The organism is Armatimonadota bacterium, assembly GCA_028871815.1.
Taxonomy (GTDB): Bacteria; Armatimonadota; Chthonomonadetes; order Chthonomonadales; family Chthonomonadaceae; genus REEB205.
Map to the genome: position 1 here is coordinate 1 of JAGWMJ010000018.1, position 19,162 is coordinate 19,162.

The window sequence follows — 19,162 nt, forward strand, 5'->3', positions numbered from 1 at the left end:
GTTATCGACAGCCAACTGGTCCCAGAGTTCGTAGTTCTAGTGACGACCTGGCTGAACGTGATGCCGTCGACCGTCCGGGGACGTGACGTGCGAGTGACTGTGGCCAGGCCGGCTCCGCCGCCGCATCCCGAGCCGACCAGGGTGGCTGCAAAGATCGCAGCCGCAAGATAGGCGCTCTTCATGGCATTCTTTCCTTCTGGGGGATGAATGGGGGCGTGTCGGTACCCGAAATAGAACGGATAGATGATGGCCGGCGCGAACTGGTGAGGTCCGGGGCAACGCCGTACACGCATTCCCGCCAGAATGACGACGCTGGAACTTGGAACCGAGCGGAAATGCGGGATTCCGAACAGCAGCACGCACAGGTGGGTCAACGCAAGCTGATTAAACGGCCAAGTCGGACAGGCCGCGTCGCGTTGCGCGGCTGCCTGAAGTGTTCCGGTTCATCGGCGCTGCTCCGTTGAATCCCAATTTCGGCCCTTCGATACCGGTCTACCACAAATACCGCCGGTTGGCAACGCCGCGCCGTCGCTGCGCCTGCGGGCTCGAAGAAGGAATCGCCCCAACGACGCGCGAATACACCGCAAATCACCAGGCGTGGCGCCATCTTTGGCTGCTGCGACGCCACGAACGGGGCCACTCTTGCCGGCCCGGAAAGGACGACGCGATGAATGCAGGAACCTACATTGGTCAACGGAGTCGAGGCTGGGTGCGCTGGCTCGCCACTGCCTCAACTGCTGCCGTTTTGACCGCCGTCACCGTGGCTGCGCAGGCGCAATGGGAGCGCACCATTGCGGATCCGCTTGTGGCGAATGGTGCGACGAGCTGCCAGGCGCTCGTGGTGGATGGCAGCGGCAACGTGGATGTTCTAATCAACCTGGCGGGCGCCACCTCAGCACAGAATACGTTTGAAGTGGTGCAGTTCAATCAGGCCGGGGTGCGGCAGTGGGCGCAGCTTGGCCCGGCAAACTGCTTTGGGCAGTCGCTGGCGATCAGGCCGCAGGGCGACATCTTTGTCAGTGCAAACTCAACGTCGCCATTTCCTGGCGAGACGCTCCTGGCACATCTCGCGTCCAATGGGGCTTACCTCTTCTTGCGCGCGTACCTTGATTCGAAGATGCCATTCAATGCCTCCAGTAACTTTTCTGGTAACAATCTGGCCGTGGACTCATCCGGCAACGTGTCTATAGCCATGACTGGCCTGTTTGTTGCGTTCTTGCCGCAGGTTACCGACGTACAGGTTGCGGAAGTGCTGAAGGTGAATCAGGTTGGCTCACCAATGTGGGTTGGCGAGTACTGGGGCGGTACGGGCACCGGCGCAACGATCTCGGCAATGGGCACCGACAGTTCCGGCGACGTCCTGTTCGAAGGAACCTTGCAGAATTCAACCGAGATCACGGGCATGTTTGCGGCCGGCAACGGTAGTCTGGTGTGGTTACGCCAGTTTAAGGTCCCTGGACAGTCTTTCGGTGATGGCCGCAGTATCACTGTGGATGCCAACTCCAAGTTAGCGTATACCGTGGGGTCAACCACCAACGGCGCGGAGACCGCCGTCGGCACAACCCTTCAGAAATTCGATACAAATGGCGATGTACTGGAGCAGCGTGTGCTGGCGAACGGGTCCTTTACGGATTCTACCTACACGCAAATAGCCTTCGGCGCCAGTGATACGATCTGGATAGGCGGTGTTTCCAACTTGCGTCCTGGAGTCGCTCAGTTTGACGCCAATGATAACTTCGCATGGATCAGCCAGTATGCGGTACCAGCATCTTTCCCGCAGACGACCGGTGTGGAGCAATTGGTGGTAACCAAGAGCGGCAATTCGATCTTCAAGGGATCCATGACGGGCACCGGTACCAACGCAACGAGTTACATGTTCCTGATAAAGGTGGGCCCCACGGGCGCCAGGTTAAGCGCCAACTTCCTCAAAGCGCCCCCGGGATTCTTTTTAGGCGCCAGCGGTGGAGGCGGTCTTGCATCGGACATCTCTGGCCATGAGGACTTTGCGACGAACGAGGAGAACATGAGCGGCCTCCAAAGCACCGAACGGGGCATGGTGGGTCAGTATCCGTAGGCTGTGCTGTGGTTCAACGGGGATAGGGCGAGGCGCGCCGGCGGCACGTCGATGAGTCGTCACCACGACGGTGGTTACTCTGGCGTGCCGTTACCCCGTTGAACGCAGGCGCCGCTCAATAGCCTCGGCATCATAAACGCAGCCGCCCCACACGCCGCCGCTGGCCCTCTGCAGCGCTGCCCAGAGTCGTGTGGCCTCCGGCAGGTCCGGGTCGGGCGCCATGGCGGCATGTGGATCACGGAGCGCCAACTGCGTTGCTCCCCAGTCGGCGCCATGCGTCACACCATTGGCGCCGACCAGGTTCAACCGGCCATCCAGGCTCGTCAGGTCCAGGTCTATTTCAATCACGTCGTCATCCTGCAGTCGGCCGATTGGACCTCCGGCCAGCCCTTCCGGACTGACGTGCCCGATGCACGCTCCTGTGCTGACGCCCGAGAAACGCGCATCGGTAATCACGGCAACGCGCCAGCCCCAGTCCAGATAGCGCAAGGCCGAGGTCACCTGGTAGATCTCTTCCATGCCGCAGCCCATTGGCCCACGCCCAATGAGAGTCACCACGTCGCCCGGCCGGATCGGCTCTGCCGCGCCGGTCGCCTTGATCGCGGCGACTGCGTCGCGCTCCGTTACAAAAACGCGAGCGCGGCCGGTGATGCGATACCGGTTTCCGTTGACCAACGCCCGCGAATCGATCGCGGTGCTTTTGATCACGGCTCCCTCCGGCGCCAGATTGCCCGTTGGGAAGCAAAGTGTCGGCGTCAGGCCAAGCTGGCGCGCCGCTGCGGGACTCATAATGACCCGGTCAGCCCGCACCCCGTCGGCATCCAGCAGCCGCTGTTTCAGGCAAGCCCGCCGCTCCGAGCGCTCCCACCGCTCAATGCGCTGCCGCAGCGTATTACCCTCAACCGTCAGGCATTCCAGATTCAGAAGCCCGGTATCTTTTAACGCGAGCATCACTTCAGGCACCCCGCCTGCCAGGTAGACCTGCACCGTCGGATGGCCTACCGGTCCGTTCGGCAGCGCGTCCACGATCCTCGGGGTCATGCGGTTGACCTCACGCCAGTCGTCGACGCTCGGCCTGGTAAGCCCCGCGCAGAACGCGATTGCCGTCAGGTGCAGCAGGAGATTGGTGGATCCGCCAAACGCAGCGTGGATCACCATCGCGTTCCGAATCGCTGCCGGGGTTATCACATCGCACAGCCGCAGCCCGCGTTTCTCCATCGCCACCACGGCTTCGGCCGTCCGGCGCGCAGTATCGTGCCAGATCGGCTGGCCGCTCGGCGCCAGCGCAGCATGGCAAACCGTGATGCCAAGCGCCTCGGCCACCACCTGCGCCGTGGCGGCCGTACCCAGGAACTGGCAGCCACCGCCCGGAGTGGCGCACGTACGGCAGCCGATCTCTGAGGCCTCTTCTACCGTGAGCATCCCGTGGGCGAAGCGCGCGCCGATGGTCTGCGCCTTGCCGGCGTCTTCACCATCTTCGGCCGGCAGCGTCACGCCGCCGGGAATGAGCGCGCCGGCCAGAGATCCGGCTTCGGCAAGGGCCATCATCATCGCCGGCAGCCCTTTGTCGCACGTGGCGATTCCGATAACACCGCGGCGCTTCGGCAGGCTCCGGATGAGACGCCCGAAGACCGATACGGCATCGTTCCGGTAGGCCAGGCTGTCCATCATCCCTGCTGTGCCCTGCGTGCGACCGTCACAAGGGCCCGAGCAGAAGGCCGCATACGGAATACAGCGCAGCTGCCACAGAACGCGCGCTGCGGTCTCCATCAAGAGCCCAACCTCCCAGTGGCCCGTATGGTAGCCAAGCGCCAGTGGCGCTCCATCTGGCCGGCGGATGCCGCCCTGTGTGCTCAGCAGCAGGAACTCCGGAAGGCCGAGCGACTGTGGCGGCAGCCCCATGCCCACATCCTGGCTCCAGCCAAACAGGTTGCCGCTCGGCTCATGGCGGAGCATCTCCGCGGTAAGCGGGAGCGCGCCCACAGGGCCGGTGGCGCGCGTTTGCACGTCGTAGATCGATGCGCGTTGCGTCATGAGTGGGTCCGACCGTGCTCAACACAAACCGCACTGCCGGCGGCAGCCTCAGGGTTCACCGTCAGAGCCATTCAGCAGCCGAAGGAGCGCGGAGTCGTCACCTACGGCGGATACAGCCGGCCGGAGCAGGGTGTGGGCGCCACGCTGCCGCTCTACGCGTGCCGCGATGGTACTGATCGCGGTTTGTACCGCGTGACTCAAAGCTGTCGATCGGCGCACGCGCCGGTCGCGGGCGAGTCGCTCCAACGCGGACATCGAGGTGGCGTCACCGACGTATGACAGAGCCCGTAACACGCAAAGCCTTGCGGTCTCATCCATTGCCGGTCGATCATCGCCGAACGAAGCGGCAAGGTGAGCCAGGGATTGGAGGGCTGACGAGGAGATGCTTCCCGCATATTCGGTGTTGATCGTGGCAAGGGAAGGAAGAAGTGCATCAAGCGCGCTTCTTCCGATAATCCCGGAGCTTACCTCGGTCAGCGCTGCCAGCGTATCGACATTCGCTGCGTCCGGCTGACGGCGCAGGGCATGGATCGCCGCCGCGCGAACTCGGGATCGATGTGTCCGCCCCGCACACCAGGTTGATAATGCTGCGGTCCCGATTACAGCGAGGAACGCCGCGAAGGCCTCAGGGAAGACATCCACAACATGAAACCAGTACAGCACTCCGACCGCCGCAACCGCCACGAACCATGACTCACTGCACGCCCGCCGTATGGCGGCCCAGCAGGAGATGGACCGGCGATACGCTGCAGCCTGACGCAGCATCGCCAAAGCTGCCCGTCGCTCGTCGCCGGCCAGCGTCAATCTGCCGAGTGACCACGCCGCCACACGCTGCTGCTTCCAACTGTATTCCGATGGCCTCAGCAGCGCCTGAAGTAGGGGCCGGATGTCGGCATTTGAAACCGCTTGTTGACTCAGGATTCGACGCGCCAGTTTGCGGATCGGGTCCGACTTCGAAAGCGACTTCAGCACGCTGGTGAGGTCGTCTGCTTCTTCAATCTGCAAATCGATGTAGTGCGAGACGTGCGCCTGGTCCAGCGCATCGCCGTCGGGCTCCGATGGCTCCGTCACATCGGTGAGATCGCCGTCCACCGGTGCCACTTCCGTGTGGTCTCGTTCAGATTGCGGCTCGATGGAATGCACCTCGATGGTTAAGCTACGCGCGCTTTACAGCGCCACTCGAATGCCAACCTCGGCTACAGGCCGGCCGGCGCCGGTAAAGAGGAGAGCGGCCTCGCCGGTGAGTGCGGATGAGATGCGTGTGCCAACAAGCATCTTCGCCCCTAGCGCCAGTCGTCCGCTGTTGACATACGGTCCGGCGCCAACCCCCACGTACGAGCGATGCGAATTCCCGATATCGACTACCTGATCGAGAGATAGAGCCAGCACCGAGCCCGGAAGCCCCACAAAGCTGGCAGAACTGAAGGGGATTATAGCGTCGAAATCGATACGAGTCCTCCAGGCTGGCGCCAGGTGCGCGCCGGTCAAAGTAACATCGAAACCGCCGGCAAAAGCAACGCGGCGGCCGAATCCCATACCCAGGCGAAGATGGGCATAGCCATCCCACGACGGCGTTCCGCTCTCCAGGTGGTAGACGGGCGCAATCGCGTCTGGTTTCGTACCCGCACCATCCACCCCTACAGCAAACGCCGGTGTTGACGATGCCAGGAGTGTTACTGCGATCATAGCCATACGCCTGATGGTTTTCAGAGTACCTCTCCTCATTTGAACTCGAAGGACGGGCTGTTCCCGGAATCTGCCGCAGGCTCAGCCGGCCGCATCAGCTCCTGCGGCTGCACGGGCGCTCCCGCGGCTGCGCGAACCAGCGTGTGAGCATTGGATGGAGCCTGTCCCGCGCGCAGAAGCGTGCCATACGACTGCTCCTCATTGCGCCTGCTCAGAAGCACGGCCAGCGCGGTCTCGGCGGCAGCGGCTACCTCCGCATCGGGACGCGACTTGAGCACACGCTCAACTTCCGGCACGGCTCTGCCATCGCCAAACAGCGTCAGCGCATTCAGCACCGGTATTTGAGCCGGCGACTTGCGTATGTGCAGCAGCCGGATGAGTCCAGGTACGGTGGTCGGTGGCGCGGCGGCGTAGTAGTGTTCTTCAGCGCGCTCCATTTGGAACTTCAGCGCCCACCACGCTTCCACCCTTTGCTGCCGTCGCGTGTTCATGTAGCCTTTCAGTAAAGCATCCAGGGCAATAGGCGACGGGCGCCGGCAGGCCGCCGCTCGCGCGCCGGTGCGCACGCGGCTCACGCGTTTTCGTACCACGCATTCAGTAATGAATAGGGCCGGCACCGTGGCAAGTACCGAAAGCAAAACGGTGACTCCAAGGAGTACGCCCACAAAGTCTGCCGGACTCAGGCCCCGCATCGAGAGCGTCGCTATTGTCGCGCCTGCCAAACCCAACCCGACCGAGTAACGAACGACCAGCCCAGGGTCGTCTCGGTCATCCGGCATCGCGGCCAGCGCGCAAACCGATGAATACAGTGGTTCATGAGAGAGTGAGCCTTCCGGTTGAAGCTCCAACGCCGCGGCGATGGCCCGCAACTCACGCTCGTTTGCTGATCGTGGGCGCCTCAGAAACCGCGTAGCAGCAGCCAGTGTTGCAGGGTCACACTCAACACCGGCCCTCGCCGATTCCAACAAAACGGCGGAGGCCGAGTCACGGTGCAGTCGGCGCTGCAGCCCGGCGAGCCTTCGCTCGCGCGATTCCTCCAGTGGATTATCGATTGCTGAGGCAGCTGCGCCGTTTGCTTGCGCCTCCGGCATCGGTGTCCGCGAGTCTTGATTACGGTTCTCGTCCATCACCTGCCGCCGATCTCAATGGGTTCGGAGGTGATGAGTTTAGCGCAAACTTACCGAGATGTATACCGTGCGCTGCCTGACCTTATGGTACGTTCCTGACCGCGTCGTGGAGAAACCCACGGAGCATGCCGCCGTGGGCAAGAAGCAGTGCGGTGGCAACCAGAATTGAGAACTGCAGCGCAAGCTTTAAGATGCCGTTGCGCTTGTCAATCCGGTTCGGCATCATTGCCAATACGCCGCCGAGAGCTGTAGCGCCCAGATCCAAAACCGCACCAAACACGTAAAGATGCAGCCCGATCGACGCCACCCAAACCACCGCCGTACTGCCCCACATCAACCAGATCAGACGTGGATTCGAACCGCGGAGATTGAGTGGCAGCCTTAGCCGCGATACGGCAGTGGCTACCGCGGGCTGGGGCAGGTTGAGGCGCGGAACCGCAGGCGCAACCGGAACGGGCGCTTCGCTAACGCCATCGGTCGGCGCGTTGGTGTTAGTGGTCATGCAATATCAAAGGCCCGTCCACGCTTCCGCCGCCTACTCTGTTATTGCCGATTCGCCGCTCCTCCGTGCAGTTCCTTCAGCCGCGCTGACAGCCGCATCGCTTTCGATCACGTTGATCTCGCCATCCTCCTCCAGCACGGCATACGCTACCGTCGCCAGGTCATCGCACTCGCGTTCGCGGATCGCCTGAAGCACATCATCAATCGTAAGGCCGGTGCGCTTCAGGTTCTCTTCAACCGGCTGTCCATCGCGCACCAGTACGACCGCGCCTGCAGATACCAGCCGTCGAGCGGCCGGATAACGCAGCGCCAGTACGGCAATAATGCGGTTGGCTATTAGAAGGGTGGCGGCACACTCAAGGCCCGCCGGGAGCGACACATCGCCGTGTACCATCGCCGTTTCAACAGCGCTGCCCAGAACCAGGATCACCGCAAGGTCTACGGCGCCGAGTTGCGCCGTGATGGAGCGGCCCAAAACGCGAATCAAGCCGATCAGCACCGCGTAGATAACCAGCGTGCTGCCGACAACCGTTAATAGCTCATTGATTGAGCCGGCAATCACCAGGGCTCTCCTCTATCGGAACTCAACGCCAATCTGCATCATCGTGGCAGCTGTTATCGCCGCCGCGAATATGCTGCCCGTTGTTTCACAATGATAGCTGTCCAACGGTTTCTCCGGTCCGGAGGCGCTTATGCTGCATGAATGGCTGGCTCTGGTCTTCTCACATCCCTCAGCGCGTGGTTCCCTGGTCATCGCGGGCAAAACCAGCCTGATCTATCTGTTCCTTATCATCGGCTTGCGCCTTCTGGGAAAGCGTGAACTGGGCCAGATGACCATTTACGACCTTGTCCTGATCATCATTCTGGCCAATGCCGTTCAAAATGCCATGGTCGGCTCCGACACCTCGCTGGCCGGCGGTATCGTGGCGGCTGGTACGCTGCTGCTCTTGAACCGCGCGCTCGCGGCTTTGATTATACGCTCAGCTCGTGTACAGGCGGTTATGGTCGGCGGCCCACGGCTGATCGTGCACAACGGCAAGATGCTTCGCGACCGGATGGCGAAGGAGGGAATATCCCAGGAACAGGTCATGGCGGCCCTGCGCGAACATGGCATCAACGATATCTCGATGGTTCAAATGGCGGTTCTTGAGGTCGACGGCACCATCAGCGTGGTTCCGTCGGCAGCTGGAACGTTCCGGACGCGGCATCACTTCAGGGCGATGCGAATTGGCTGATGCAGCCGCTTGGCCGGAATTGGGAGGTCGTGCGGGATGACGCTGCCGTTTATCGTGTACCTCTCGGCGATAGCCGTCCGCACATTCATCATTCTCGTGGTGGTGGTGCTGGGCTTTCGCCTGCTAGGCAAAGGTGAACTCGGCCAGATGAACGTCTACGACCTTGCCATGGTGATGGCCGTGGCGAACGCCGTGCAGAACGCTATGACGAATGGCAGCGGCAACCTGACGGTGGGAATCACTTCGGCCACGGTTCTCATCACCGTTGGCTGGCTGACTGCCCGCCTTCTGTTCAGGCGCGGCAGCTTGCGACGTAGAGTTATCGGCGTGCCGACCGTGTTGGTGAGCCACGGGCGCATCTACCATCAGCGGCTGGCGCGCGAGCATATTCCTGAAGAGGAGCTTCGCTCGGCGCTGCGGCAGCATGGCATCCTCACAGCGCAACAGGCGCGCCTCGTGGTGCTGGAGGTAGACGGCGCGCTCAGCGTTATTCCTGAGAAACGCGGCAAAGATTCCGGCGCTTCCACGATCGAGGACAAGGATCTTTAGGCCGCGCGTGCCCACTTACAGGTGCGCAGCGGAGGTCGGCGCAAAACGAGTATCCGTGCGCGCCGGATTTCGCCATCCATTCGCGGCAGCGGTGGTGTATATTACACAACTGCTGGTCGTACGGTGTCTTACAAGTTGTCGCGCAGATTGGCGCAAACATGACCGGGTGCCCAGGCGGTAGGCCTTGCTCCGTTTACATGGAACCGCCTTGACGTGGATCTACATAGGAGCCAATCCCTTAAATGCATCACTTCATTCGCTACCGCCTCTTTTCCAGCGCGGCAGCCGTTACGCTGGCGGCGTGGGTTATGAGCGCGGCATCTGCCGATGTTCGGGTAGCTGTACCGTCTATTGGGTCCCAAAGCAACTTTCCTTCTGCGGCAGCTGCCACACCCAGCCCGGCGACGCTGTTGCATGTAACCATTGCGTTGAACTCCGCCGCCTCCGCCAACATCGACAAGATGGTGGCCGAGCAGTATGACCCACAATCCAGCCTGTACCACCACTGGCTGACGCCGCGGCAGTTCGGCGCCATGTTCGGCGCGCCGGCCGACACGATCTCAACGGTAACGCGGTTTTTGGCCGGTTCCGGCTTCAAAAACATAGCGGTTACCGCAAACCGCCTGTTCGTAACGGGCCAGACCACGGTGGCCGGAGCCGAAGCGGCGTTCCACATCCAGATCACCGGCCGCAGCCGTGGCACCGTAAAGGCGGGCGATGGCAACCCACACGATAACAGGGACTACTTCTACGCGCCCGACCGGCAGGTGACCGTGCCCGCTTCTGTTGCGCCGTGCGTGCACGATATCAGCGGGCTGAGTACCTTCGTGCGCATGGTCGCGCAGCAAAACGGCGTCCAGATGCCTGTAGCGATAACACCGCCGACTGGGGGTACGCCGTCTCCTTTCGCGGGTCCGCTGGCCCCTGCAGACGTGACCCAAGTTTACGAACTCACCGCCTTTCAAACAGCCGGAACCTTCGGCTCCGGCCAGACTGTGGGCATCTTCTCTCCTACCGAAATGACCATCGGCGACGTAAGCTACTTTGCGACGTACTACGGCGTGCCGGCGGGCTATACGCTGGAGGAGACGAAAGTGGACGGCGGTGCAACCGATTTCAACGGGCAACTGGAAGCCTGCCTCGATGGCGAGGTGATCGTCGGTCAGGACCAGCGCTCCACAATAAACTACTACGAAAGCCCGAACAACGGCAGCCTGGATGTATGGAACCAGATCGCCACCGACGATCCCGGCGTGATCTCCGACAGCTGGAGTTTCGATGAAGCCGCCGTCTATGGCTCGAGCGGCGGACCCGCATATATCGCCAGCTTTCATACCATCCTCGCCCAACTCGCATCGCAGGGCGAGGCGCTGTACAACTCCACCGGTGATAACGGCGCGGACAACACGGGTAGTGGCGCATTCTCTATCGGTTACCCTGGCGCCGACCCCGATTGCACAGCCGTGGGTGGAACCAGCCTCACGGGGCAGATCAATGGCGCCTGGGCTTCGGAAGAGGCTTGGGATAGCTCCGGTGGTGGACTGAGCGTCGTCTTTCCGATGCCGGCCTGGCAGTACGGTCCCGGCGTGCAGAACAGCTACAGCAACGGAATGCGTCAAACGCCGGACATATCTGCCTGCGCCGACCCAAACTCGCCAGGTTACTGGGTGCGCAGTGCAGGTACCTGGTATCAGGTCGGCGGTACCAGCGCCTCCACACCGCTCTGGGCCAGCGCAAACACGCTGTTCAACGAGGCTGCCAAACAAAAAACCGGCAACCTCAACTCCGCGTTGTACAACATCGGCCGGCAGCTCAACACCTATCCAGATCTGTACGTCTACCACGATATGGTCGCCGGCGACAACGGATACTCCACGACGCCGTTCTGGGACTACGTGAGCGGATGGGGATCAGCCCGCTTTGCCAAGCTCTATGCGGACCTGTATGACCAGATCGACCTGGTACCCTGGGCGCCACCGGCGCCGTGGGCGGGCGTTGTGTCGCTGCATCTCAATCCCGGCGATCCCAGCCAGCCCGCGCAGTTGAACGACAGCACGACCTACCTGATCGCCACAGCCGTGGCCGACATCGATTTTCACGATGCGACGCAGTCCGTGGAGGACGTGCAGATCGACGGCACGGACAACTTCGTGCCGGTCATACCCATTCCGTCCGAGTACTACGTGCCGATCGATGATGCAGTATCGCACCGGTTCAGCGCCGGAACCCACACGATCAAGCTTATCGCCAACGCCAATTACATGGTCCCGGAGTCCAACACCTCCAACAACTCGGCGCAGATCACGGTAAAGATACTGCCCTCCATCAAGTCACTGTACTTCAACAACAGTACCGCGTACAAAGGGGGGACTGTGGTGCCGGCTCGAATCGATCTTACCGCGGCTGCACCGTCCAGCCCCGGTTCGGTCACCATCAGCAGCTCCAACAGCAGTGTGGCCGCGGTTCCAAAGAGTGAGCCCCTGAATACCGGCAAGAATTACAAGCTGTTCAACATCACCACGCGCGTCGTGACCAAAACCTCTTACGCCGTCATCAAGGTGTGGTATGCCGGCACGTTTGCTACGCGCAAAATCACGGTAACGCCATAGGTGGGTTGCGGATCCGGCGGCAGGTGCGGGCGATGCCGGCCTGCCGGCTGTTCGAACCTGGGTTCGCAGCCATTCGGCTGAAGCGTTTAATCGGGGGTTCAAGGGTACACTGCGTTGTCGCGCTGAATGGTCGGCCGACGAGAGCCCGCCAGCTTGTTCGCTTATTTGCACGCCTGGAGTCGCGTCTTACGCAGCCAGCGCGGGGGCCGATCCGCTGAATACTGAACCGGGTGCACCGTCGTACAATGGCACGAACTTGTCAACGGGCGAGGATCCGTACCGCGCGCGGGTACTGGCGCTCGCGCGTTCCGGCCCGGACGGGCTGCTCGCGGAGGCGCCGCCCCTGGTGGCCGACCCGTGGATTGACCCCGGAGCTATTGAACAGCTGGCCTCAGCGGTTCCGATCCCCGCTGCCCTGAGGTTCGAGCATCCATTGCTGGAACGGGTCGTTCGCATCGGTCTGGCTCACATAACCCTGGTACCCGAGAACTCCATGACCGCGGAGGAAACGGTTTCCGCCGTAGATGCGTTGACGCGTTGGGGCATGGTCGCTCCGGCTGAGGCTCTTTTTGGAAGCTGGCTGCGGCGGCACGTTGGACGTCCGGGTTCCGCTCTTCCGGCCCCGTCAACGGCCGGCGCGTACGGACAGCTGCTGACGGCGGCATATCGGCTGATGTCGCGCGGCGGCTCGGCGGTTTGGCTGAGCGCGAACCGTGCCCGCCTCGATCAGTTCGCCACGCAGCTGCAGCGGCTGGTGCACGCCCAGGGTAAGCCTGCGTTGATCCGATCGGCACAGCATGTTGGCAGTTCAACGGTTTCGGGTTTTTGGCTGCACGATAACGCATGGGCCGCGCGAGGCTTGTCGGATTGGGCGCACGTGGTTCGCAACCACCGTGGAGCCATCCCGGCAGCCGAGCGGCTGCGCAGTGACGCCGGCTTTCTGATGCTCCACGTAACCGACGCCGCAAGCAGCGCCTGGAACCGGCGCGAGCCGTTTTGGTGGCTGACGCCGGCAGTGGATGCATTGCCGGTCCTGGCGCCCGACGCAACTCATGGCGGACTTCGCGAGTCTGAGGCAACCTCGCGAACGAACACCACCTATTGGCCGCTTTTGCTCTCCAGCGGTGTACTGTCGCCAGCCCTCATGGCACGCCTGGTTCACGCCAGGTTAAACGGCGGCGGCCAGTTGCTGGGCCTGAGCCGAAGCGGGAACGGCCTGGAAAGTGGTGCGTTTTCCGATTACCTGGACGGACTGTGGCGGCTGGGACTGACCGATGACTATCGCTACAGTTTATGGGGGCACATCTGCTTTATGCAGGCCGAGGGGCACATGACAGCGTACGACGCGGTGACAGAACCTGCGTGCCGACCGGCGGGCGCGTTTTCACTGGTGGCCCAGCTGGCGCCGGTACGCGCTATTGCACGGCTGGCCGCGGGTCGTTATCGGGCTGCTCGATAACGGGCGCAAGCGACGGGGCCCTGCTGGCAGCGAGCTGCAGCAGGGCCCCGGTCGGTACATTCTCGGCGGTGTCTAGCCGGCGCCGGCCAGTGACCCCATCGGGTCCCACGGCTCCAGCTCCACCGGGTCGCTATCCAGTACTTTCAGTACTTTGCTCGACAGGTACTTCCGGTCGATGGCAACCTCATAGAGGTACTCGTCGAACCATTCGTCGGTCATCACCATGTAGCCTTTGTCACCGCCCTTATCGCCCCAGCTGTTCTCGACGCGCCATTTGCGCACCTTACCGGCGTCATCAATGTCGGCGCCCGTGAGAACCATCGCGTGTGACATCGCACTCTGGCTATAGTCCAGCCGCATGGCTTTGTTCATGCCGAAAGGTATGCCGTAAAGGCTCTCGAAGTCGTACAGCTCGGCGTCCATCAAGCCCAGGTCGCGATCGAGCATTTTGCCAACGTCACAGCCGAACCACACCGGCCGCTCATCCTTGATTTGAGCCAGAGCTGCCTTCTTCAACGTGGCGATATCCACGTTCAGGTACCGCACCAGCTGCCCGCCCACCACATTGCCCAGGAACTTGACCGTGTACAGCGTGTTGTACTTTTTGCTCGCCTGCGGGCAGTGGATCAGGCAAACCATGGCGTCCAGATCCACGGGCACATGGCGCTGCATGAACTCCTGCGGTGTGATCATTCCGTCGCGATGAAACGTCTTGTCCTTATCCCGCCACTGCCAGTTGAACGCCTGGGGCGGCTCACCCAGATGTATCACCAACATCCGGTAGATCTCCTGCAGCATCTTCGCCTTCTGCTGTTCCAGCGCTTCTACCCCGGCGCCCTTCTTATGGGCCGCGCGCATATGGGCTGCGTATTCGCGGAGCTTGTAGGTAACCGTGTCGTTCACTGCGCCGGTGCTGCTGCTGCTCTCCGACTCCGGCATGGTCTCCTTGGGAACCAGGCCGTACTTCTTCACCAGGCTTACGAACATATCCCACTGACCGCCGTCCTGGACCGGACCGCCCAGCAGCCATGCGATCAGCCTCGAATCGGTCGGCTCGTCCAGCGTCTTGAGGATGTTCTCCAAAAAGTAGTTGGCTTTCTCGAGCTTGTCCCAGAACATCACATAGTTCTCAGAAAACTCAAACTCTTCCAGGTTCATCTCGGCGGCTGCGGCCATTCGGAAGGAGTTCAAACCGGCAAACATCCAGCACCGCCCGCTGCCGTTCTGGCTGGTGCTCGACCCGGACTTCACCATGTGCGAAAAGGTGTGATTCGTGCGCACAACGGCGGCGCGCCGGGTGATAACGGCACGCAGGCTGGTTTTGGTGATCGAGTTCATCGCGGCGGCGTACCGCGGATCGGACCGGAACGCCTTCTGGAAGGCGGCGATGTCTTCCGGGCACAGTACGCCGCGCAGTTTGCGAGCAGTTTTCAAACCAATCTCCCTTGTGTGTTTTGCTGCGCTTCCGGCTAAGCCCACTTCTCCGTGTGGCTGCCGGACCGCAGAGAGCAGACAGTTACCGGGTCGCGCCGCGTCAGAGCAAGGCGTCCGGTTTTGTTTATATTCTCGCACGCATAACGATTATCCTGCCGCAGTCGGGCCGCCCTGCGTGTTGGGATAGGCCGAGAGGCGTGGGAACTGCACCATCACGTGTTGGCCCCAGATGCGCCGAATCGAGATGCTCGCCATACTGCCCGCGGCGCCATTGACAATTCGCCGAGCCCCGGCCGGCGATACCGATGCCAGCAGATTGCCGTCCACGGCGATCAACTGGTCGCCCTGCTGTACGCCGGCAGTTGCCGCGGGCGACTTCGGAATCACGGTGGCGGCAAAGCACTTGCCGAACCGCATCACCGGCACGATCCCCGTATACCCTTCCGGCGCCTGCATCGAGTTGGCATCGGCACGTCGCTCGAGCAGCAGCAGCCGGTCGCGAAAATCGAACGTTACGCGGAAGCGACTCAGCAGGTCCAGACCGATGGCGCACGGAGTATCGGCTGTGCCGGCCGATACCTCGACCATCGGTTCGCTGAGGCCGCTCAACTCTATGCGCGAGAGCAGCTTGCGTCCTCCGGCAGCGCCAACCGCGGCCTGCTGAGACCGCGTCCATACGCCGGGCCCCTTCAATGCAGCGAATTCGGCCGCCGGTACCCGCGTGAGCGAACTCCCGGTATCTACCAGTGCATTGAGTCGCGCGCCCGCGAGCGGCTGAAGGAGCGTGGTGAACCGATGGGATCGCGGGTCTTCCGACAACGGCAGCACCGCGGCATGTCCGTTCGTGTGGGGAAGGGCGCCGGGTGGATACAGCTCCAGCTTGTGACTCTTGAAATCAATCCGCACCGTATACAGTCTCAGCGCTCCCAAACCGAGGATGCCCGAGATCTGCGGCAGCGTGAGTCCGTTTGGATGCAGGTTGGCTTCCACACCGTACGGCACGCCAATTGGAGTTGCGCCGGCTGGCGTCGTCAATGCCGTTACCATCCCGCGGAGCGGTATCAACGAAGCGTTACCCTTGCGAGCCGCTACAGGCACTTTTCCGGAGGCGGGCAGAATCTGCCGAGCGACCTGCTGATCTAGAGCCAGCGGAACGTTGGTTCCGGTATCTACGGCAAATGGCAACCACGGACTGCCATGAATGCTCAGTCGCGCAACAATTCGCGGCAGCGCAAACCGCTGATATTCAAAAGCTAATGTCGCCTCAGGCGCAGCAGTGCGCGCGGGCCCGTGTTTGCCCTGCAGCGGCGACACCACCGCGCAGAGAGCAACCAGAACGCCAAGTGACCGGCTCATGCAGGCAATGTTACCTTACAGCCGTGGGCGCGCCGGCCAAAGGCAGCCGGCGTGGCGCTCTATTGGGTGTAGACTTATTGCATGCGAGTTTGGGCAGTTGTGAATCCCGATGCCGGCGCCTGGCGGCGTCCGGGCCTGATGCGTCGTGATCCCGTGGAACTAGTTCGGACCTGGCTTGCCGCAGCCGGCCAGCCAGACGCCTGCATCCGTCGCACCAATTCGGCTTGCGGTGGCATGCAAGCCGCGCGCGATGCCGCCGCCGCCGGCGCAGAATGCGTTATTGCAGTTGGTGGCGACGGGGCTATCAACTCGGTGGTTCAAGGGCTGATGCAGTCCGGCGCCGATGGTGCGTCGCGTCCCATTCTGGGCATCGTGCCGGCAGGCTCGGCCAATGTGCTGGCGCGCAGCCTCAATATACCCATCCGCCACCTTGCGTCCGCTGTATCGGTGGCCGTGCACGGTATTCCACGCTCCCTGGACGTCGGCTCGGCAAACGGGGTGCACTTCGCGCTGGTTGCCGGGATCGGTTTCGATGGCGCTATCACCCGCCGCGTCAGTCGGCATGCAAAGCGGCGTTTCGGCGAAATGGCTTATGCCATGGCCGCCACACAGGTTGCCCTGGCCTATCCGCGTCACAAGGTAACGCTCACGCTCGATGCCGATAACCCTCGGCAGTTCGACGCCTACCTGATACTGGTCGCAAACGGCAGTCGCTACGCCGGCCGGTTCCATCTCGGGCCAACGGTGCGCTCGGATGACGGCATGTTCGATGTCTTCGTATGCTTGCGCCGCCGTTTGATCCTATGGAGCATTCTGACGCACGGTTTCGCACTGGCGTCGCGGCGCTTTCACAGTGCGCCCGGCGTACGCCACTTTCGCGCGAGGCGGGTATTCGTGGCGTCGGCCGACGCCATCCCGTTCGAGCTGGATGGCGATGCTGCAGGCGAGGCGCCCGTACTCATCACGATGGCGCCTCACGCGTTGCGGGTCAACACTCCCCGAAGCCAGTACGATCCACCGCGCCAAAGCGTCTAGCGGGGCTGCCTATCGTCCGCTCGTGGCTAAGTCAGCCAGTGAATAGCGCCGTCTCCGAGCAGCGTCTGGATGTAATTGAGCTGTGCATCGTGATACATCATGTGGCGCGAGGCCAGGTCCGCTATCTCCAGGCGCGTGAGCGGCACGCCGATCACCTCGCTGTTTGTCTCAAGAAGGTTCTGCTCCTGCATAGCGTCGTGCGCCGTTTTCAACTGTTCCACGGAGTGGCGCAGCCACGCAAGCATCTTTTCGGTGGTGTCGTACTCGGCGTCACGTTTCGCTCGTGCGTCCGGATCACGTACCGGGACCACGCCGGTCAACAGCCAGTTCGCGGTCACTTCGTTGGTCCTGCAGCAATCGCCAACGATGCTGAGCGCACCGCGACTGCAGCCGCCGAACGTTGTGGTTCGCTTCTCTTCCGGTATTGCCAGCAAGTCGGCCTCAAGGCAAGTGGCCGACCATTCGGCCTGTTTCTTCAACTGTTCCCGCAGTGCAGCAATCTCCATGGTTTTCCTTTCTAAATGAGCGGATCTCAGGCGGCGCGCTGGCGCCAGGTTCACGTCCTGGCTGACTTGCGCATCTGCGCCTTGTCCGATGCCCCGGCGTTCCGGTTCGCGGCCGCCCGGTCTCGCTGCATCTCCTCAACAGTGCGCGTCGGTAGGCGAGCTGCGCCGGAGTATGCCCGGGCAGCATGTACTTTACCCTTGCGGATTCGCGCGTCCGCAGCTTTCACGCAACGGCGGTATTGCGGCAGCCACTGCTCCTGCGCGACGAGCATCTCATCGACCATCTGCCATATCTCCGGCGGATTGCAAACCGCGCCGGTCAGTGGGTCCATCATCATCGCCTGGCGCAGCAGTGCATCGTCACCGTGTACAGCGGCCTCCACAGCCAGCCTCTGTACGCCGATGCTCGCCGAACAGACAGCCGCGCAACCCAGCGGCAGGTCACCAACGATCGGAATGTTGATGCCGGTGAGGTCAACATAGCCCGGCGCCTCCACGCAGCAATCGGCCGGCAGGTTGGTGATGCATCCCCCGTTCATAACGTTGAAATGGGCGCGGTAGATGCGACCGGTTTCCAGCGCCTCCAGGATATACGATCCTCGCTCGTGGCCGCGCGACGCGGGATCAAACGTCAGCGGCGCCTGCTGCATCCAGTTGCCGAAGTCGTGCTCAAACCAGTTTCGTCCCTCGGTACAGACGCGCAGGTACCCGCCCGTTTCGCCGTTGATCCAGCTCCCGAGATCAATCCAGTCGGGTATCTCTTCCGGCCGCTTCCTGTACCACGGAACATATTCGCTGAGATGACCGTTGGATTCGGTGCTGAAATAACCAAACCGGCGCATCATGTCGATTCGCACCTTTTCGGTTCTGCTGTATTCGGGATGCCGCTCGAAAGCGGCCAGCAGCTCACCGGTAAGGTCGCGACCCTTGTGTGAGACCTGGATGTACCACGTCTGGTGGTTGATGCCGGCGCAAACAATGTCCACCTCGGTCACCGGCAAGCCCAGCGCCTGCGCAATCTGCCAATGCCCCCCCTCGATTCCGTGGCACAGGCCAACGGTTTTCACGCCACCATATTTACTACAGGCCCACACGTTCATCGCCATGGGATTCGAGTAGTTCAGAAACAGGACATCCGGCGGGCAAACTTCGCGCATGTCGCGGCAGAACTCGAGCAGGCAGGCGATGGTGCGCTGCGCGTACATGATGCCGCCGGGGCCAAGCGTGTCGCCGACGCATTGATCCACCCCGTACCTGAGCGGAATGTCGATGTCGGTGGCGAACGCCTCCAGACCGCCGACACGCACGAACGAGAAGACGTACTTCGCGCCACTTATCGCGGCCCTCCGGTTCGGGGCAGCTTCAATAAGCGCCGGCAAGCCCGCTTCCCGAACGTCTCGCGCCGTCAACTGCATCACCATGTCCAGATTGTGCGGGTTGATATCCGTCAGTGCGAAATGCGTATCCTGAAGCTCCGGCACACAGAGAATGTCGCGTACCATACCGCGCGTAAAGCCGACGCTCCCCGCCCCAATAATCGCAACCTTTATCGCCAAG

At 62.1% G+C, this 19,162-nt stretch carries 17 protein-coding genes; 6 read left to right on the plus strand and 11 right to left on the minus strand.

Annotated elements, in window-relative coordinates; genetic code table 11:
• The coding region (locus KGJ62_15210) for a hypothetical protein (GenBank protein ID MDE2127928.1) at positions 1-182 on the minus strand (182 nt) is incomplete at its 3' end.
• A gap of 485 nt (positions 183-667) precedes the next feature.
• On the opposite strand from KGJ62_15210, the gene KGJ62_15215 reads away from it, so the two are divergent.
• Positions 668-2,074 (plus strand): hypothetical protein, encoded by a 1,407-nt coding sequence (locus KGJ62_15215; GenBank protein MDE2127929.1) that lies wholly within the window; start codon positions 668-670, stop codon positions 2,072-2,074.
• Positions 2,075-2,164: 90 nt separating this feature from the next.
• On the opposite strand, the gene KGJ62_15220 is transcribed toward KGJ62_15215, so the two are convergent.
• From KGJ62_15220 to KGJ62_15245, 6 genes are all read right to left on the minus strand, one after another.
• Complete coding sequence (locus tag KGJ62_15220; GenBank protein MDE2127930.1) at positions 2,165-4,108, minus strand: YjhG/YagF family D-xylonate dehydratase; 1,944 nt, start codon at positions 4,106-4,108, stop codon at positions 2,165-2,167.
• Between the two features lie 48 nt (positions 4,109-4,156).
• Positions 4,157-5,209, minus strand: a complete 1,053-nt coding sequence (locus KGJ62_15225) for a hypothetical protein (GenBank protein MDE2127931.1) — start codon at positions 5,207-5,209, stop codon at positions 4,157-4,159.
• A gap of 66 nt (positions 5,210-5,275) precedes the next feature.
• Positions 5,276-5,794 carry a hypothetical protein gene (locus tag KGJ62_15230; GenBank protein ID MDE2127932.1) on the minus strand — a complete coding sequence of 173 codons (519 nt, stop codon included), beginning with the start codon at positions 5,792-5,794 and terminating at the stop codon, positions 5,276-5,278.
• A 35-nt stretch (positions 5,795-5,829) separates the two neighbouring features.
• The gene (locus KGJ62_15235) at positions 5,830-6,921 is read right to left on the minus strand and encodes a hypothetical protein (protein ID MDE2127933.1); all 1,092 of its coding nucleotides are present in this window, start codon (positions 6,919-6,921) and stop codon (positions 5,830-5,832) included.
• A gap of 82 nt (positions 6,922-7,003) precedes the next feature.
• Positions 7,004-7,423 (minus strand): hypothetical protein, encoded by a 420-nt coding sequence (locus KGJ62_15240; protein MDE2127934.1) that lies wholly within the window; start codon positions 7,421-7,423, stop codon positions 7,004-7,006.
• A gap of 33 nt (positions 7,424-7,456) precedes the next feature.
• Complete coding sequence (locus tag KGJ62_15245; GenBank protein MDE2127935.1) at positions 7,457-7,984, minus strand: DUF421 domain-containing protein; 528 nt, start codon at positions 7,982-7,984, stop codon at positions 7,457-7,459.
• A 130-nt stretch (positions 7,985-8,114) separates the two neighbouring features.
• On the opposite strand from KGJ62_15245, the gene KGJ62_15250 reads away from it, so the two are divergent.
• The 4 genes from KGJ62_15250 to KGJ62_15265 all read left to right on the plus strand — a co-directional run bounded on the left by KGJ62_15250 (position 8,115) and on the right by KGJ62_15265 (position 13,274).
• Complete coding sequence (locus tag KGJ62_15250) at positions 8,115-8,657, plus strand: DUF421 domain-containing protein (protein ID MDE2127936.1); 543 nt, start codon at positions 8,115-8,117, stop codon at positions 8,655-8,657.
• A gap of 36 nt (positions 8,658-8,693) precedes the next feature.
• Entirely contained in the window at positions 8,694-9,206 is a 513-nt protein-coding gene (locus tag KGJ62_15255; GenBank protein MDE2127937.1) for a DUF421 domain-containing protein, read from the plus strand.
• Positions 9,207-9,448: 242 nt separating this feature from the next.
• Entirely contained in the window at positions 9,449-11,815 is a 2,367-nt protein-coding gene (locus tag KGJ62_15260) for a S8/S53 family peptidase (protein MDE2127938.1), read from the plus strand.
• A 256-nt stretch (positions 11,816-12,071) separates the two neighbouring features.
• Positions 12,072-13,274: a hypothetical protein gene (locus tag KGJ62_15265; protein ID MDE2127939.1), complete on the plus strand. Its 1,203-nt coding sequence runs from the start codon at positions 12,072-12,074 to the stop codon at positions 13,272-13,274.
• 72 nt (positions 13,275-13,346) lie between these two features.
• On the opposite strand, the gene KGJ62_15270 is transcribed toward KGJ62_15265, so the two are convergent.
• Both KGJ62_15270 and KGJ62_15275 read right to left on the minus strand, forming a co-directional pair.
• Positions 13,347-14,690, minus strand: coding sequence for a C1 family peptidase (locus KGJ62_15270; protein ID MDE2127940.1), 1,344 nt, complete (start codon positions 14,688-14,690; stop codon positions 13,347-13,349).
• Positions 14,691-14,855: 165 nt separating this feature from the next.
• Positions 14,856-16,064: a hypothetical protein gene (locus KGJ62_15275; protein ID MDE2127941.1), complete on the minus strand. Its 1,209-nt coding sequence runs from the start codon at positions 16,062-16,064 to the stop codon at positions 14,856-14,858.
• Positions 16,065-16,145: 81 nt separating this feature from the next.
• Here KGJ62_15275 and KGJ62_15280 point away from each other — a divergent pair, with 81 nt between their 5' ends.
• Positions 16,146-17,099, plus strand: coding sequence for a diacylglycerol kinase family lipid kinase (locus KGJ62_15280; protein MDE2127942.1), 954 nt, complete (start codon positions 16,146-16,148; stop codon positions 17,097-17,099).
• Positions 17,100-17,125: 26 nt separating this feature from the next.
• Here KGJ62_15280 and KGJ62_15285 read toward each other — a convergent pair whose 3' ends face one another.
• Entirely contained in the window at positions 17,126-17,605 is a 480-nt protein-coding gene (locus tag KGJ62_15285; protein MDE2127943.1) for a hypothetical protein, read from the minus strand.
• A 50-nt stretch (positions 17,606-17,655) separates the two neighbouring features.
• Positions 17,656-19,161, minus strand: a complete 1,506-nt coding sequence (locus KGJ62_15290) for an alpha-glucosidase/alpha-galactosidase (protein ID MDE2127944.1) — start codon at positions 19,159-19,161, stop codon at positions 17,656-17,658.
• Position 19,162 lies beyond the last annotated feature (1 nt).